Below are 17296 nucleotides of genomic sequence, written 5' to 3'. Positions count from 1 at the left end.
CTTGATCTACCGCCCTTTTCTTTTTTGCTGTGATAAACGCTGGGCGCGGGCTTCTCGCCCGCGCTCAGCACGATTGCGGGCAGCGCCGAGCCCGCCGTTGCCGCTTGCCCCAGGCCTGACGGCCTGATCGTGGTCGCCGTTCACATGCGCGGCGAGTTCCGCGATGGTCGGATGCGCGTACAAGTCGAGCAGCGACACGGAAAGTCCGAGCTCCCGAGCGAGCAAAGCCTGAACGCGGGCCAGCAACAACGAATGCCCGCCCAAGTCGAAGAAGTTGTCGTTCACGCCGACACGGGGAACGCCGAGCACTCCTGTCCACACCTCCGCCAGGGCTCGTTCCATGGCATAGCGAGGTTCGAGGTAGGGGACTGCTGGGGCGTTCGATTCGACGGGAATGTGCCGCACCGCGACGCGGTCGACCTTTCCCGACGACAATTCCGGCAGCGCGTCGAGAATGGTCCCCGACGACGGCACCATATGTTCGGGCAGCCGCTCGCGCAACCACTCCCGCAGTTGCTGCCAGATGGGCGCGGGCTGCTCGCAGGCGCAGTACGCGACCAATCGGTCGCCGTGCCCCAGCACCACCGCGCGACGCACGGCCGGATGCGCCATGAGCGCTTCCTCGACCTCCTCCGGCGCGATTCTGCGGCCCCGGATCTTCAATTCGTTGTCCACCCGGCCGAGGAACTCGATCGTGCCGTCCGGCAGGAATCGGGCCCGGTCTCCGGTTCGGTAGATCCGGGCTCCGGGCGTGCCGGAAACCGGATCGGCGATAAACCGTTCGGCTGTGCGCGCAGGGTTGTGGACATATCCGCGCGCGAGTTGCGCGCCCCCGATGAACAGTTCCCCGGACACCCCCGGCGGGACTGGCCGCAGCCGGTGGTCGAGGATGAAGATCTGGCAGTTGCCGTTCGGCTTGCCGATGGTCACCCCGGTCCGGCGCTCGCCTGGCTGATAGATTTCGTACGTGCACGCGACGGTCGCCTCGGTGGGCCCGTACCCGTGGAACATGGGGATCGCGCAGCGGGCGTGGAACCGGTCGAGCAATTCTGGGGTCAACGCCTCGCCGCCGGTCCACACCGACCCCAGCGAACGAGTCGCCGCGGCGAATTCGGGCTGGTCCAGGATCAGATCGAGCAACGACGGCACCAGGTCGATGAAGGTGACTTCGTTCTGCTTGATCTGATCGAGCAGATACGCTGGGTCAGCCTCGGCCCCCGCGCGGGTGAGCACCACTTTGCCGCCGCAGATGAGCGGCAAGAGGATTTCGTTGATCCCCATGTCGAAGCCGAGCGGCGATTTGTGCAGAGCGGCGTCTTTTGGTCCGACTCCGAAGTCGTAGGTCTGCCACAGCAGCCGGTTGCAGATCCCGGCATGCGTCACCATCACGCCTTTCGGGGCGCCTGTGGAGCCGGATGTGAAGACGACGTAGGCGAGCTCGTCCATCCGCGTTTCGGGGGCCGGATCGAGCAGGGTCTGATCGCCGGGGGGTTCCTCGTCGAGGTTCAGCACTGGTATGCGCAACTCCGGCAGCCGTGTCGCAGGCTCGCCGTGGGTGAGCACCGCTGCCAGGCGGGCGCTCTCGCACACATCCGCTATCCGGCTCGCTGGCCATCCCGGTTCGAGCGGGACGAACGCCGCCCCTGCTTTCAAGGTCGCCAGCAGCGCCGTCATACGGTCCATGGACCGGTCCATATTGATCCCGACGAGGCTTTCGGCCCCGACTGAGAGCGAGCGCAACGAGGAGGCCAGCGCCGTCGCGCGCTCGTCCAGTTCTTGGTAACTGAGCTGTTCGGTTTCGGCGACGACCGCGACCGCGTGCGGGGTCTTGCGCGCTTGCTGCTCGAAGAGGCGGTGCACGGGGACGTCGCCGGGGTAGCGGCTGTCGGCGGTGGCATTCCAGCCGTGGAGGATGTGCTGCTCTTGCTGCTCGGTGAGCAAGGGCAGATCGCTCACGCGTCGCGCCGGGTCCGCCACACCGTGTGCCAACAACGAGGCAAGGTTCTCCAACACCTGGTCGATGAACTCCGGCGTGTGCTTCGATGTTTGGAAAGTGGCTGCCAGCACCTCGCCGTCGACCAGGTCGACGGCGAGGTCGAACATCGACGTCTCGTCGCGCAACCCGAGGTTGGTCGTCGTCGTCCCGGCCAAACGCAACTCGGTTGCCACTGGCCGAGTCGCCGCGAACATCACCTCGAACAATGGCGAACGGCCCGTTGTCCGTTGCGGAGCCACCCGTTCGATGACCGTCTCGAAGGGGATGTCGCGGTTGTCGTAGGCTTCGAAAAAGGCGGACCGGGTGCTCTGCAGCAGGTCGAGGAACGTCGATTGCCCGTCCACGTTCAGCCGCAGCGCAAGCGTGTTGGTGAAATTGCCCCAGACGTCTTCGATCTCGGGCGCGCTGCGGACCAGCACCGGAATGCCGATGACCAAATCCGTCGCATCGGTGTATCGGTGCAACAGCGCGGCCAATCCGGCGAGCACGACCGTGAATGGCGTGGTCTGATGGGCTCGCGCGAGATCCTGAATGCCGGCGCGGGCGCTCTCCGGCAGGGCGTGTTGGCGCCGTTCGCCTGCTGTGCTGTGCCGCGCGAGGGACCGGGCCGTGCTCGGGAAGCCGACGCTCGGGGGCAGGGGGGTGAACTGGTCAGTCCAGTATTCGAGCTGGGCGTCGAGATCGCCGCGCTGGAGCCGCTCTTGCTCCCACACGGCGTAGTCTGCGTATTCGAGGGCCGGGGGAGCCGGAAGGGAGTCGGCCCGCCCAGTCTTGTGGGCGTACTGCGCAGAGAGGTCCGCGAACAGCAGGTCCCACGTGACCTCGTCTGCCGCGATGTGGTGCAGGACCAGGATCAGCGCGTGCTCGTGCGCCGAGGCGCGCACGAGCACGGCTCGCAGCGGGGGGTCTGCAGCAAGGTCGAACGGCCGGCCGGAGGTTTCCCGCGCGAGCGCTTCGGCCGCTTCTTCAAGGCTCGCCGACGACGTGTCGCCGAGATCGACGACAGGGACCGCGACCTCGTGGCTTTGCTCGATCAGCTGCACCACTTCGCCGCCGGGGCCGCTGTGGTACCGAGTCCGCAGAATCGTGTGCCGGTCGTACAAGCCGGCCACGCTCGCGCGCAGCGCGTCAAGATCGAGGGGGCCGTCGATCCGCAGGCCGACCAGCATGTTGTAGGAGGTGTCCTCGGGAAAAAGGGCTTGGGCGAACCACATGCGCTGTTGTGTTGACGACAGCGGGGTCTGCGCCATGGGCGCACGCGCCTGAACACTCGAAACGCTCGAAGACGAGTTCGAGAGCCCACGTTCTGCGAGCATTGCCCGCAGGAGTTGCTTGCGGTCCGATGTGGTCGAGCTGCCTATCGGAGACGATGTCAAGGGCGATCTCTTTCTTGCCTGGTATAGCCGAGTTATGACACTGTTTGCGCCGAAGCTGCGTGCGGGTCGGACGCGCCGGGCAGATAACTTCGAGTACCATAACATAGCGTAGCCTAACCTGATGTAGGTTACCCTAACTCAGGGGTGGCCTTGCCCGGCTGCGCGCGCTCCGCGCAGCCGAGGGCCTGGCTTGCTCTGAGCGTCGGCCGGGGATCGGCAAGAATATGGAACGCGCGCGGCGCGGGCCTGGCCGTGGCTGGGAGGCGACGCGAGCGCGCCATCGCACCGATGGACTCTGCGAGGAAGGAAGAAGGCGCACTATGGGTCAAGGTTTTCAGGGCGCGTTGTTGCGCGCGCTTGGGGCGCGCGTCCATGTGGCCACAGTGGTCGCGAACGAACGAGTCGCGCCGCACTGCGCGCGCGTCACCATGTCCTCGCCGACGCTGTTCGAGGATCTGCTGCGCGCCCCGGCCGAGTCGCCGCGTTTCTGGTTCCCCGACCCGGAGGGGGGCTCTGGCGAGTTCCCTCGCGCGTACACGCTCGTGCGCGCCGACGCCGAGTCTGGCGAGTTCGCCATTGACGTCCTCTTGCACAAATCCCCTGGTCCCGCGGCCCGGTGGGCAAGCGCCGCGCAGCCGGGCGCGTCCATCGCCGTCACGCCGTTCGGCTCGGCGCGCTTCGAAATCCCGGAAGACCTGCCTGCCGGGTTCCTCCTGATCGGCGACGCCGCGGCCATCCCGGCGATGAACTCCATCCTGGCCGCCCTGCCCCCCGAGGTCCCCGTCGAGGTGTATCTGGAGCGTCAGAGCCCCGATGACGAGCACATCGAACTGCGCGATCATCCATGCCGAAGAGTGCATTGGACGGACCGGGCCGACGAAACATCGCTCGCCGCCGCCATCGAGGACCGCGACTGGTCCGACTGGCGCGCATGGGCTTGCGCGGAAGCCGGATCGCTCACACACCTGCGCAAGCGCCTGCGCGAACAATTCGGCTTCCCCAAGACCGAGTTCCAAGCGCACGCCTCATGGAAGTCCCCCCGAGGGGGAAGGAATCGGAGCGCCAGCGCGCAGCCTGCCTCGAACACCGCTCGGCCCGCGTCGGCCGCGCCGCCCCAGGACTCGGCCGGCGCCCCTGCCCGCGTCGCGCCAAAAGGCCGGTGGCGATCCCAAGGAGTCGGGGAGCTCTTGGCGCCCATCAAGAAACGCATGATCGCGGGCGGTGTCTTGCAGGCAGTCATCACCCTGGTCGAACTGGCGCCGTTCGTGGTGCTCGTGGAGTTGGCGCGCCAACTCCTCGCGGGCGCGGGCGAGGACCGTTTGTCTCGCACCGCGCTCGTGTTCTTGGTGCTCCTTGTCCTCGGAGCGCTGCTCGCAGCGGCGCTCGTCTTTTGGCTGCACGCGGCGATAGACATCCGGTTCAGCGCGGAGATGCGGCGCCGTCTTTTGGAGAAGCTCTCCCATGTCCCCTTGGGGTGGTTCACCCAGCGTGGGTCCGGGTCGGTGAAGAAGCTCATCCAGGACGACACCCTGTCCCTGCACTACCTCATCACCCACGCGATCCCCGACGCTGTCGCGGCCGTGGTCGGGCCCGTGGCCGTGCTCGTCTATCTGTTCCTCGTCGACTGGCGGATGGCGCTCGTGCTCCTCGCGCCCATCCTGGTCTACATCGCGACAGTCGCGTCGATGGTGTACAAAAGCGGCCCGAAGACCGCCGAATTCTCCCGTTGGAGCAACCGGATGAACAGCGAGTCCACCGCCTACCTCGAAGGACAGCCGGTGATCCGGGTGTTCGGCGGCGCGTCCGCCTCCTCGTTCCAGCGCAAACTCGGCGAATACCTCGTGTTCCTCAACGAATGGCAGCGGCCGTTCATCGGGCAAAAAACATTCATGGACCTGGTCACTCGGCCGACGACCTTCCTGTGGCTCATCGCCGCCTCGGGCACATTGCTCATCGTCTTCGGGGATATGCGCCCGACCGCCTTGCTGCCGTTCCTCATCCTCGGCACCACTTTCGGCTCTCGTCTGTTGGGGATCGCATACGGCCTGGGCAGCATCCGCAGCGGTGTGACGGCCGCCCGGCGCATCGCCATCGCCCTCGACGAACCCGAACTGGCCGCGCGCGAACCCGACGCGGCTGCGCGAGCCCCCGAAAGCGGCGTCGGAGGGACTGCCGTGTCATTCGACAACGTGACCTTCGGCTACCGGCCGAACCTCCCCGTGATCCATGGCGTCTCCCTCACGTTGCTGCCAGGGACCATCACCGCCCTTGTGGGTCCCTCCGGCTCCGGGAAGTCGACACTGGCTTCGCTGCTGGCCCGATTCCACGACGTGGACGGCGGGGCGATTCGGATCGACGGCTCCGATATCCGCGCCCTCGCCGCGGACGAGCTGTACACCAAGGTCGGGTTCGTCTTCCAGGATGTGCAGCTGATCGTCGGAACAGTGCGCGAAAACATCGCGTTGGCCCGGCCCGAGGCGACCGAAGCCGAGGTCGTCGCGGCGGCCCGCAGCGCGCACATCCACGAGCGCATCCTGCGGCTCCCGCACGGCTACGACACGGTGCTGGATCACAACGCCCAACTGTCCGGGGGCGAGAAACAGCGGCTCACCATCGCTCGCGCGCTGCTTGCCGACACCCCCGTCCTGATCCTGGACGAGGCAACGGCATTCGCCGACCCTGAATCGGAGTACCTGGTCCAACAAGCGTTGGGAAAGCTCATCCGCAATCGGACCGTTCTGGTCATCGCGCATCGTCTGCACACCATCGCCGACGCCGACCAGATCGTCGTCCTCGACCACGGCCGCATCGTGGAAACCGGAGCCCACGACCAGCTCCTGGCAGCCCGCGGTCGGTACTGGCGGCTCTGGGAGGGCCGCATTGAAGCCACATCGACGGTGCTGACCGGGGAGAACATCTGATGCTGTCCACACTCATCCGCCTGATTCCGCCCAGCCGCCGAGCCCTGCTGCGGTCCTACATCGTGCTCTCGGTGGTCTCGGTCGCGCTCCGCGCGGCGGGCTGCCTTCTGCTGGTGCCCCTGCTCGGCGGGCTCTTCGGCCCGAGACCGTCCGACGCGCTGCGGTGGCTCGGGGCGCTGACAGCAGTCACAGTCGCCGGTTGGGCCGTGGACACCGTCCTGTCGCGCATTGGTTACAACATCGGGTTCGCAGTGCTGAACGACTCACAGAACCGGGTGGCCGACCGGCTCACCCGCATCCCGCTGAGCTGGTTCACCGCCGAACGCGCCGGGATGGCGCGTCAGGCGATCTCCTCCGGCGGGCCGGAACTCGTGGGGTTCGTCGCGAACCTGCTCACACCGCTGCTGGGCGCCATGTTGCTTCCCGCCGCGATCACTGTCGGACTGTTCTTCATCTCGGTCGAACTGGGCGTCGCGGCTGCCGTCACACTGCCGCTGTTGCTCGGCGCGCTGCTCGCGAGCATCCGCATCGTGCGGGCCGCCGAGGAAGCAGACAGCAAAGCGCACGGCGCGCTGACCGAACGAATCCTGGAATTCGCCCGCACCCAGGCCGCGCTGCGCGCAAGCCGCCGCGTCGTCCCCGCGCGCAGTCAAGCCGGCGCGGCGGTGGCGGTGCTGCGCAATGCGACCACGCGGCTCTTGTTCATCCAAATCCCAGGCCAGCTGCTGTTCAGCGTCGTGATTCAAATCGCGCTGATACTCTTCGCCGGCACCACGATCTTTTTGGCGGTCCGCGGCCAGATCGCGGCGCCGGAGGCGGTTGCCCTCATGGTCGTGATGGTGCGATTCCTCGAACCGTTCTCCGTGCTCGCAGGACTGGCCACCGCCGTGGAGAACTCGCGCGGCGTCTTGGAGCGCCTGCGAACGATCCTCACCGCCGAGGTCGGCGACACGCCGGGCGACGCCGTCGCGTCGGCCGGAACACCCGCTCCGCGCATCGAATTCCGGGATGTCAGTTTCCGCTACGACGGCGGCGAGGAACCGGTGCTCAAGGATGTCAACTTCGTCCTGCGGCCAGGCACGACGACTGCGATCGTCGGTCCCTCCGGCTCCGGCAAGAGCACCATATTGGCGCTCATCGCCGGCCTCCAGAAACCTGTCGGCGGCCACATTCTGATCGACGGAACCGACGCGGCGGACCTGGACGCCGGGGCCCGTCGGGCGTTCACCAGCATGGTGTTCCAGCATCCGTACCTGTTCGACGGGCCCATCTGGGACAACGTGCTCGCGGGGCACCCGGCTGCCAGCGAGCAAGAAGTCCGCCGCGCCATGGCTCTCGCGCGCGTCGATGAAATCGTCCAGCGCCTTCCCGAGGCCGAAAAAACACGGGTCGGCGAGGCAGGAGCCGCCCTGTCCGGCGGCGAGCGCCAACGAGTCAGCATCGCCCGGGCCTTGGTGAAGCCCGCGCCGATCCTGCTCATCGACGAAGCCACCAGCGCGCTGGACTCTGAAAACGAAGCCGCGGTCAGCGAAGCGATCGGGAACGACCCGCGCCCGCGCACCCGCGTGATGATCGCGCACCGGCTCGGCGCTCTCCGCAACGCCGACCATGTGCTGTTCGTCGACGAAGGGTCCATCGTGGAGCAAGGCTCCATCGCCGAGCTGACCGCCCGTCGCGGGCACTTCGCCGAATTCTGGCGCCAGCAGGAATCCTCCTCCCGCTGGCGCATCGCTGCTGACACGGCGCGCGCAAGCGCGCCGAGCCACGACGCGCCGTAGCCATGGGCGGAGTCTCCGCCCTTGGCGTCCGCGGGCAGGAACCAGCCAGCTGGTCGGCAGCTCGTCGTCGTTCGGCGAAAAGGAACCCGCAGCGCATCCTCTCTCGGGAATAGGGGTCGTGCGCGAGCGCGGCACGGATTTCTCTTTCCGCCGCGGAGTGCTCTTGCGGCAATGCGCCTGCGGCGCTCACTGTCCGTGCTGTCGTCCTGGGCCAGTCCTTCCTGAGCCGGTCAAGGGAAAACGCCTGTTGGAGACACTTGTGCAGGCGCAAGAAACAGATTGCGGCCAGGTGAGACGCCGAAGGAACGCCTTCGCCGACAACAATGCCCCTCGTGAAAGACGGTCCGCGGCGATCCTTCTGGCTTCGCTCGAAGGCGAAGGGCGCCATGCCGGTCTCCGGCGCCCATGCGTCCTGGTTTTGGTCCGGGTCCTCGGGCCGATCGCTCTCGCTCATCGCTGGCAGAACGGGCACCAGTACCGCACGCGCGGCCCGTCCGGGTCGTATCGGATCGGCGTGCCGCATCGGCGGCAGGGCAACCCCCGTCGCCCGTACACCCAGAGTTCGCGGCCAGGCCGCGAGTCGCCCGTGGTGGTTCTGCGGGCTCGGTCACGGTTGGCGCGGAGCAGGGCGTGGGCGCGGGCGACCAGGCGCGCCGGATCGCCCGCGGCCCCGACCGGCGAAGTGGGGAGCCGTCCGACGAGGAAACACAGCTCATTGCAGTACACGTTGCCGACGCCGGCCATCACGCGCTGGTCCAAAAGCGTTTCGGCGAGCGGCCGGTCGGGTTGCGCGGTCAACCGCTCTGCGGCGGTCTCGGGGTCCCAGTCGGGGCCGAGGAGGTCGGGGCCGAGGTGGGACACGGCCGCCATGTCGCGGGCGCGGTCGAGGACTTCGAGCACGCCGAGGTCGAGGCCGAGCGCGGTCACGTCGGCGGCGGCCAAAACAGCGCGAACCCGGTAGTCGCGCACCGGGGTGCGCGGTTTTTGCGCCACGACCCGCCATTCCCCCTCCATTTTGAGGTGCGAGTGCACGCTCGCCGGTCCGATTCGGATGAACAGGTGCTTGCCTCGGGAGAGGACTTCGTCGACGACGTGCCCGGCGAGGTCGACGGTGGCGTATTTCGGCACCCGGATGTCGCAGCGGACGAGTGTTTTTCCGCTCAACGCGCCACGCAGCGCCGCCGCGGCGCGGAACACGGTGTCTCCTTCGGGCATCTGGTTCCGCTCAGCGCAGCCGCAGCCCGCGCGGGGTTCGGGCGAATCCTGCTTCGAGCAGCGCGCGCGCCGCTCGCTGGGCCGCGGCGGGCAGATCCGCTCCCAATGAGGACGCGCCGTCCACCCGCTCGACGACGAGCCCGGCCAGGCGGCCGGAGCGCACCAGCGCCACCAACGCCTCGGCGGCGGCGCGCTGCGGGCCGTCTTCGGGCGCGAACACGAGCAGGGAACGTCCGCCTCGCTCCAGGTACCAGACGAGTTCGCCTTCGTGGAGCACCACTATGGCTCCGGGCCTGCGTCCGGGCCGGTGCGACGGCGGCGAGTCGTCCGCCGCGCCGCGAGCGGGCCAGGGCAGCGCCGCGCCGAACGGGTTGGCGGGGTCTGTCGCGGCCAAGACGTGCGCAACCCGGGGTTTCTCCCGCGCTGTGGCGAGTTCTTGGTAGGAACGCAACCGGTCCACCGCGGCGGGGCTGGTGAACTGCGCCCCGCCGAGAGACTCGACGAAGTAGCCCCGCTGGCAGAGCCCGGAGTCTTCCAGCGCGGTCAATATTTTGTACACGGCGGCGAAACCGCCGGGCACGCCCTCTGCGCCGACCGCGCCTTTTGTGACCACGCCGTGCCGGGCGAGCAGCTGCTCTGCCCAAAAATGGGCCCGCAAAGTCGAGTTCGGCTCCGGCTGCGGCAACGACGACCACCGGCCGGACACGACAGGATCGGCGGCGCGCGCCGGGCCTCGGCTTGCGCGGAACTGCACCGGCGAGCCTCTGCGGCGCTGGCGGTGCGCCGCAGGCGCGCTTCTGCTCCGGGCTGACCCCGCAAGCAGCGCGCGCACCGGGGCGAAGGTGTCGTTCGTGACTTTGCCCGCCCAGACCAGATCCCACAGGGCTTCTCGCGCCGCTGACTCGGTCGCGCCGTCCACGAGCTGGCGGAAAAAGAAGCCCCCGCCGCCGCGGCCCTCCCCGCCGAGGGCGTCCAAGATGGCCCGGTGGGCTTCGGTGAGCTCTCTTTCCGGGGGAGGGGCCAACGACAACGCCGCGCAATCGGCCAAGTGCAGGGCGACCCAGCCGTCGTTGCCGTGCATCGTGCCAGCGCCGGACCACAACAACTCGCCTGCGGCGAAGAGCTCGTCGAGCATTTCAGGCCGGTAGTCGCGCACCCGTTGGCCGAGCACGAGCGGTTCGAGGGCTGAAGCTGGCACAGCGGCTCCGGCGAGCTGCTCGACCACCGCGAGCACACCGTCCGTGCCGGAGCACGACGGATCGGCCACTCGTTGCCAGGCGGGCAGGTACTGCGCGTAGGCGGCGGCGGTGACGGGTTCGACTTGCGCGCGGGCGGCGGCGAGCGAGCGCCTGCGCAGTATTCGCAGCACGTCGCTGTCGCACCATTGTTGGGCTTCGTCAGCCACGACGAATTCGCCCCGGACCAGCGCGCCCTGCGCGGCGAGCCGACGCAGGGCCTCCTCTGCCGCACGGGGCGCGAGGCCGAACCGATCAGCCGCGTCTGCTGTGGTGAACGGGCCGCGAGTGCGCGCGTACCGCCCCAAAATCTCGCGCAACGGATCGGCGACCGGCTCGGTGAACGCGCCGGGGACGCCCGCCGGGACAGCGGCGCCCACCCCGTCGCGCAGCCTGCCCGCGTCCTCCACGGCGACATGCCAACGCCGTCCAGCGAACGACATGGCCACCGTGCGGCGCGCCGCGGCCAGCTCGGCCGCGGCGGCAGCGACGTCGAGGTCTTCGCTGCGCGCGCGCAGCTCGTCCTCCGTGAGCGGGCCGAGCACCCGCAGCAGGTCGGCAATGCCTTCCGCGTCGCGGGCCCGGCGCCCTGGCGCGAGCCGTTGCAGTTCTTGGAAGGTCTTCTCGAGCACCTGGGGGTCGAGCATCTCGCGCAGGTCGATCCGCCCGAGCAGCTCGGCGAGCAGGTTCATGTCCAAGGACAGCACCGCTGCGCGTCGTTCGGCGAGCGGGACGTCCCCCTCGTACATGAACGCGCCGACGTAGCCGAACATGAGCGCCGCGGCGAACGGCGACGGGGCAGTGGTCTCGACGGTGAGCAGCCGCACCTCGTGGCGCGCGACGCGTGCCATGAGGCGGGTCAGCTGCGGCAGGTCGAACACGTCTTGCAGGCACTCTCGGGCAGTCTCCAGCACGATGGGGAAGTCCTGGTATTTGCGGGCCACGTCGAGCAGTTGGGCGGCGCGTTGGCGCTGCAACCACAGCGGGGCTCGCTTGCCCGGAGCGCGGCGCGGCAGCAGCAGCGCCCGAGCCGCGCACTCGCGAAACCGCGCGGCGAACAGCGCCGAGCCGCTGATCTGCTCGGTCACGACGGGGTCGATGTCGTCGGGCTCGAACACGAACAGCTCCGCGCCGGGCGCGCTCTCCCCGGTGTCGGGCACCCGGACCACGACGCCGTCGTCGAACGCGGTCGCTTGCCCCTCGACCCCGTAGAGCTCGCGCAGCCGCGCCCCCACCGCCAAGGCCAACGGGGCGTGCATCCGCATCCCGTAGGGGGACAGCAGCGCCACCCGCCAGTCGCCGAGCTCGTCGCGGAAGCGCTCCACCATCAGGGTGGTGTCGGTGGGGAGTTTGCCGGTGGCCCGCTGCTGCTCGTCCAAAAGGGCTCGGAGGTTCTCGGTGGCGTTCTGGTCCAGCCCCACCGCGGCGCAGCGCCGTTCGAACTCCTCGGGGCGCGAACGGGACAGCTCAGCGGAGAACCTGCCGAGCGCCTCGCCGAGTTCCGCGGGCCTGCCGGGCCCTTCGCCATGCCAGAACGGCAACTTCGCCGGCTCGCCGAACGCGGGCAGCACCAGCACCCGGTCTGGGCCTATGTCGGTGATCCGCCAGCTGGTGGCTCCGAGGGTGATGAAGTCGCCGGGACGGCACTCGTACACCATCTCCTCGTCCAGCTCGCCCACTCGGGACTGGCGCCCGCCCTCGTCGCCCGCTGCGAGATAGACGGCGAACATGCCTCGGTCCGGGATGGCGCCGCCGGAGGTGACGGCCAGGCGCTGCGCCCCTGGGCGCGCGGCGAGGGTGCCTTCGGCGCGGTCGTACACCAATCGCGGTCGCAGCTCGGCGAACTCCGTCGAAGGGTATTTGCCCGAGAGCAAGTCCAAAGTCGCCTCGTACGCGCTGCGCGGCAGGGTTGTGAACGGGGCGCTGCGCCGCACGGTGTCGAACCACTGCTCGACGTCGAGGTCTTCCATCGCGGCCGCCGCGACAGTGTGTTGCGCCAGCACGTCGAGCGGGTTCGCCAGCGTGCGCAACGGCTCGGTCGCGCCAGCGAGCATCTGCTCGGCGGCGACTGCGCATTGCAGCAGGTCCGTTCGATGTTTCGGGATGACCACCCCGCGGGAGAGCTCTCCGACCTGGTGGCCCGCCCGCCCGACCCGTTGCAGCCCGCTGGCGACCGACGGCGGGGATTCGACTTGGATGACGAGGTCGACGGAGCCCATGTCGATGCCGAGCTCCAAACTCGCGGTGCCGACCACCGCTTTCAGCACGCCGTTTTTCAGGTCGTCCTCGATGAGGGCGCGTTGTTCCTTGCTCACCGAACCGTGGTGCGTGCGGGCCAGCGCGCGCTCCGCGGCTTCGGGTTCGCCGCGCCCTGCCGCGCGTTCGGCGTGCACCTCGTTGATGCGTGTGGTCAGGCGTTCGGAGAGCCTGCGCGAATTCACGAACACAATGGTGGAGCGATGGGACTCGACGAGGTCGACGATCCGCTCCTCAATGGCGGGCCATATCGTGTTGTCCTCGAGGTCGGTCATGTCCGGCACGGGGACGCAGACCGAGACCTCGACCCGTTTGTGCGCGGGCGGGGCCACAACAGTTGTCGGAGCCGAGCCGGACAGGAACCGGGCCACTTCCTCGGGCGGGCGGGCGGTGGCGGACAGCCCGATCCGTTGGGCGGGACGTTCCAGCGCGTTGTCGAGCCGTTCGAGGGAGAGCGCGAGGTGCGCGCCTCGTTTCGTGTTCACCATCGCGTGGATCTCGTCCACGATCACGGTGCGCACGGATCGCAGCGTGTCTTTCGCCGCCGAGGTGAGCATGAGGAACAACGACTCCGGGGTGGTCAACAAGATGTCCGGCGGCAGGCGGCCCAGCTCGCGACGTTGGGCTGGCGTGGTGTCCCCGGTCCGCATGCCCACGGTGACCTTGGGCTCGGGCTCGCCCAGCCGCTGCGCGGCGCGCGCGATGCCGACCAGCGGGGCGCGCAGGTTCCGGTCGACGTCGGCGGTCAAAGATTTCAACGGCGAGACGTACAGGACCCGGGTCCCTTTGCCGGGCTCGCTCAGCAATTGGTCGACGGCCCACAGGAATCCCGCCAAAGTTTTGCCCGACCCGGTCGGCGCGAGCACCAAGGTGTTCGCGCCCGCCGAGATCGACTCCCACGCCATTTCCTGGGCCGGGGTCGCCGAGCCGAACGCGTCGTGCAACCACGCTCGCGTGGGCGGCGAGAAACGCTCCGAGGCGGAGCGCGCGGTCGGCTTATGGGCCATGGGCACAGTATCGCAAACAGCACTGACGCCCACAGGAGCGCGCGCCGCGTGCTCGCGCGCCGCTGTTTCTCCAGGGGCTGCCGGACAGGGGGCGTTCCTTTCAGGAGGAGGGGAAGGCGTAGTACATCGTGGTGGTCCAGGCCGCGTGCAGCGCCATCGAGGGAAAGACGCTGCGGGTGCGCCCGCGTTCAGCCGCGGCGGCAAGGCCCAGCGCCGCCGCGGCGGCGACCAGGGCGGGATTGCCGGTGCCCGCTGTGGCGGCGGTGTAGAGGACAGTGCTGGCGAGCGTCTTGCGCCCCCGCCCCCCGCCCGCTTGGTCGTAGACGGGGCCTCGGAAGAACCGCTCCTCCGCGGCCCCGGCGACGAGCGCGAGGATCACGACGCCGGGGCCGGTGGCGCGACTCCGGTGCGCGAGGACGGCGTCCACCCAGCGCGCGAGCACAGGGAAACGGCGCACGATCGGGGCGACGATGACGAACAGCCCGCCGAGCGCCGCGCCGAAAACCGCCCCGCGCCCCGACCCGCGCGGATTCCAACGCTCGCGGGACACGCCGCCCGCCGCCCGGTCCGCGGCCTCGCCGCTGGCGAACCACACGGCGGCGACCATGGCCGCCCATGTTGTGAACGCCCGGCTCCCCGGCCGGCGGGTCAAGGCGCGACGGACCACGGGCGTTCCCGCCGCCAGCGCGGCGAGAACGGCGGCTTGGGGGGGCGTCGGGGACCAGCGGCCTCGGTCGCGGGCCGGCGCTTGGCTCACCGGGCTGGCCTCGCGAGGTTCTCCAGGATGGACGAGGCCCGCGTGAGCGCCGCGCCCGCGAGGCTTTTTCCTCCTTGCGCCCACTGGGGGTCGTGCGGCAGCGGGCCCAGCGGATCGCGGTCGGCGGGGTCCTCGGCGCGGGCGGGGGCGTTGGCCCGCCGGATGGCCTCATCGGTCTCCACGAGCTGATGCCCGGGCGGCAAAAGGTCCTCGACGAAGTCGTCCTCCCCGCAGACCATGTCGTGTTTGAGGCTTTCCACCAGTGCTTCGACCGTGCCTGTCGGGACGTCGACGAGCCGGGACGCGAGGAAGGAGACGATCTTGGCCGGGGCGAGCGGCACGACGATCTGCGGCCTGGGCTTGCCAGAGACCGCGCAAAACCGGGACAGCAGCTGCGGGTAGGACATCTGCTCTCGGCCGCCGATGTCGTAGTGCCGGGTGCCGACCTCGGCTTCCAAGGCTCCCGCGAGCGCCTGCACGACGTCCACAACTGCGATGGGCTGGACCTGCGAGCGCATCCAGGCCGGGATGGTCAGGGCTGGCATGCGCTCGCAGATTTGTTTGAGCACCTCGAAGCTGGTGGACGCGGAGCCCAGGATGATCGCGGCCCGCAAGGTGATCGTGTCGAAGCCGTTGCTCTGCTCGGAGAGGATGCGCTCGGTCTCCAGCCGCGAGGAGAGGTGCTTGGAGAGCGAATGCTCTGGCTCGTCCGGCACCAGGCCGGAAAGGTACACGACCTTGCGCACCCCGCATTCCGCGGCGGCGCGGGCGGCGTTCTTCGCCGCCGCGCGGTCGGCGGCGAGGAAGTCCCGCCCGCCCAGCCCGTGGATCAGGTAGTACACGCAATCGACCCCGCGCAGCGCCTCGACTGTTTGGCGCAGGTCGAACACGTCCATCCGCACGCGCTCCGTGCGCTGCGCCCACCAGAGCCGCTCCGAGGCGGCGGGCTGGGTGAACGCCGCGCGGACCGAATGCCCGCGCGAGAGCAGCTCGGGCACCAGCCGACCGCCGACGTATCCTCCCGCGCCGGTGACGAGAACCTTCATGGCGACCTCTTTCGATTGTGTGCGATCACACTATTCAACCACCGAGGACCTGCTCACGGGCGAGCGTGCTCCGCTTCGGCCGTGTTGGCGCGATCTGGCGCGGCTGAAACCCTTGACGCGGGGGAGGCGCGGGCGTACGATCACATGTATTAGGTAAGCCTTACCTAATACATACTTCCCGAACGCATATCGCGCGATCACGCAGCCCGTCGCCGGTCTCCTCAGAAAGAAGGAATGCCACGATGAGCCATGAGCCTGGCCGAACAGAAGTTTTCTCCCTCGCCGAATTCGTCAAGGAAGCGTCGTTCGATCAGATCGGCCCGGAGGCGTTGGAGCAGCTGAAGATCCGAGTGCTCGACACCCTGGGGGTCGCGATCGGGGCGCTTGACGCGCAACCGCTGGTGTCGATCCGGGAGTTGTTGTCCGATTTGGACGCAGACCGCCCGCTCGGCGGGACCGCGGTCAGCTTGATCGGCGGCGGGACCGCGTCGCTGGACCGGGCCGCGTTCTACAACGGGGCGCTTTCGCGGTACCTCGACTTCATGGACTCCTACATCGGGGAGGGGGAGACGAACCATCCCTCGGACAATCTTGGGGCGGTGTTGGGCGCGGCGGAGTCCGTCCAAGGCAGCGGCAAGGAGTTCCTGACGGCGCTGGCTGTCGCCTACCAGGTCCATGTGCGGCTCTCGGATGTGGCCCCGGTGCGCGCCAAAGGCTTCGACCACACCACGCAGGGCGCGTACGCGGCGGCCGCCGCGGTGGCGAAGGCGCTGCGGCTGCCTGCCGAGCAGATCGGCAACGCCATCGCCATCTCCGGCACCGCGAACAACGCGTTGCGGGTGACCCGCACCGGCAACCTCTCCCACTGGAAAGGGCTGGCGTACCCGAACACCGCGAAAGAGGGCGCGTTCGCCGCGTTGCTCGCCGCACGGGGCATCACCGGCCCGGAGGAGGTGTTCGAGGGCAACAAGGGGTTCAAGGACTCCATCGCCGGAGCGTTCGAGATCGACTGGGGCTCCGAGGGCCTGGACGCGGTCCTGAAGACCATCGTGAAAAAGCACAACGCCGAGATCCATTCCCAGTCTGCGCTCGACGCCGCGCTCGACATCCGGGCGCAAGACGGCTTCAACGTGCACGCAGTGCAGTCCGTGCGCCTGCGCACCTTCGACGTCGCCTACGCGATCATCGGCGGCGGGGAAGAAGGCTCCAAACACCACATCCGCACCAAGGAAGAAGCGGACCACTCATTGCCGTACATGATCGCGGTCGCGCTCTTGGACGGCTGGGTCACCCCCGAGCAGTACGCCCCCGAGCGGATCGTCGCGGACGACGTCCAAGATCTGCTCGCGAAGGTGTCCGTCGCGCCCGACCCGGAGCTGACCGCCGCCTTCCCGGCGAAGCTGCCAGCCGAGCTCGAAGTGGTGCTGGCGAACGGCACCCGCTTCTCGGCCTCGCGGGACGACTACGAGGGCTTTTTCACCCACCCGTTGACCTGGGAGCGGGCCAGGGCCAAGTTCGACCACCTGGCCGCGCCCTTCGCCTCGGAGGATCTGCGCGAGCGCATCGCGCACACCGTCCACCGTCTTGAAGAGCACGCCGTTTCGGACCTGACCGCGCTCCTGCGCGAGGTCAGCAGGGTCCGAGACCGCGAGCTCGCACACGCGTAATTCCCTGGCGGCCCGGTCTTGCGAGACGCGGGCCGGGTCGCC

At 68.8% G+C, this 17296-nt stretch carries 8 protein-coding genes; 3 read left to right on the top strand and 5 right to left on the bottom strand.

Translation table 11 applies throughout. From position 1 onward, the window contains the following. Positions 1–6 precede the first annotated feature (6 nt). Positions 7–3246 carry a non-ribosomal peptide synthetase gene (locus SROT_RS12160; RefSeq protein ID WP_013139325.1) on the bottom strand — a complete coding sequence of 1080 codons (3240 nt, stop codon included), beginning with the start codon at positions 3244–3246 and terminating at the stop codon, positions 7–9. 446 nt (positions 3247–3692) lie between these two features. Between SROT_RS12160 and SROT_RS12155 the strand changes: the two genes are divergently transcribed. Next, complete coding sequence (locus SROT_RS12155) at positions 3693–6293, top strand: ABC transporter ATP-binding protein/permease (RefSeq protein ID WP_013139324.1); 2601 nt, start codon at positions 3693–3695, stop codon at positions 6291–6293. Beyond that, positions 6293–8071 (top strand): ABC transporter ATP-binding protein, encoded by a 1779-nt coding sequence (locus SROT_RS12150; protein WP_013139323.1) that lies wholly within the window; start codon positions 6293–6295, stop codon positions 8069–8071. Before SROT_RS12155 ends, SROT_RS12150 begins: the two co-directional genes overlap by 1 nt. A 450-nt stretch (positions 8072–8521) precedes the next feature. Here the strand turns inward: SROT_RS12150 and nei2 are convergent, their stop codons facing one another. The 4 genes from nei2 to SROT_RS12130 form a co-directional block, all read right to left on the bottom strand. Continuing rightward, positions 8522–9286: an endonuclease VIII Nei2 gene (gene nei2, locus SROT_RS12145; RefSeq protein ID WP_041407285.1), complete on the bottom strand. Its 765-nt coding sequence runs from the start codon at positions 9284–9286 to the stop codon at positions 8522–8524. Positions 9287–9296: 10 nt separating this feature from the next. Continuing rightward, positions 9297–13784 (bottom strand): ATP-dependent helicase, encoded by a 4488-nt coding sequence (locus tag SROT_RS12140; protein WP_013139321.1) that lies wholly within the window; start codon positions 13782–13784, stop codon positions 9297–9299. Positions 13785–13884: 100 nt separating this feature from the next. Then, positions 13885–14541: a CPBP family glutamic-type intramembrane protease gene (locus SROT_RS12135; protein WP_013139320.1), complete on the bottom strand. Its 657-nt coding sequence runs from the start codon at positions 14539–14541 to the stop codon at positions 13885–13887. Beyond that, the gene (locus tag SROT_RS12130; RefSeq protein ID WP_013139319.1) at positions 14538–15587 is read right to left on the bottom strand and encodes an NAD(P)H-binding protein; all 1050 of its coding nucleotides are present in this window, start codon (positions 15585–15587) and stop codon (positions 14538–14540) included. The genes SROT_RS12135 and SROT_RS12130 overlap by 4 nt, the downstream gene beginning before the upstream one ends. A gap of 242 nt (positions 15588–15829) precedes the next feature. Here SROT_RS12130 and SROT_RS12125 point away from each other — a divergent pair, with 242 nt between their 5' ends. Then, positions 15830–17254, top strand: a complete 1425-nt coding sequence (locus SROT_RS12125) for an MmgE/PrpD family protein (protein WP_013139318.1) — start codon at positions 15830–15832, stop codon at positions 17252–17254. The last annotated feature ends 42 nt before the right edge of the window (positions 17255–17296 follow it).

The sequence above is a fragment of the Segniliparus rotundus DSM 44985 genome (assembly GCF_000092825.1).
GTDB classification, from domain to species: Bacteria; Actinomycetota; Actinomycetes; order Mycobacteriales; family Mycobacteriaceae; genus Segniliparus; species Segniliparus rotundus.
This window is presented reverse-complemented; position numbering and strand designations above follow the sequence as displayed.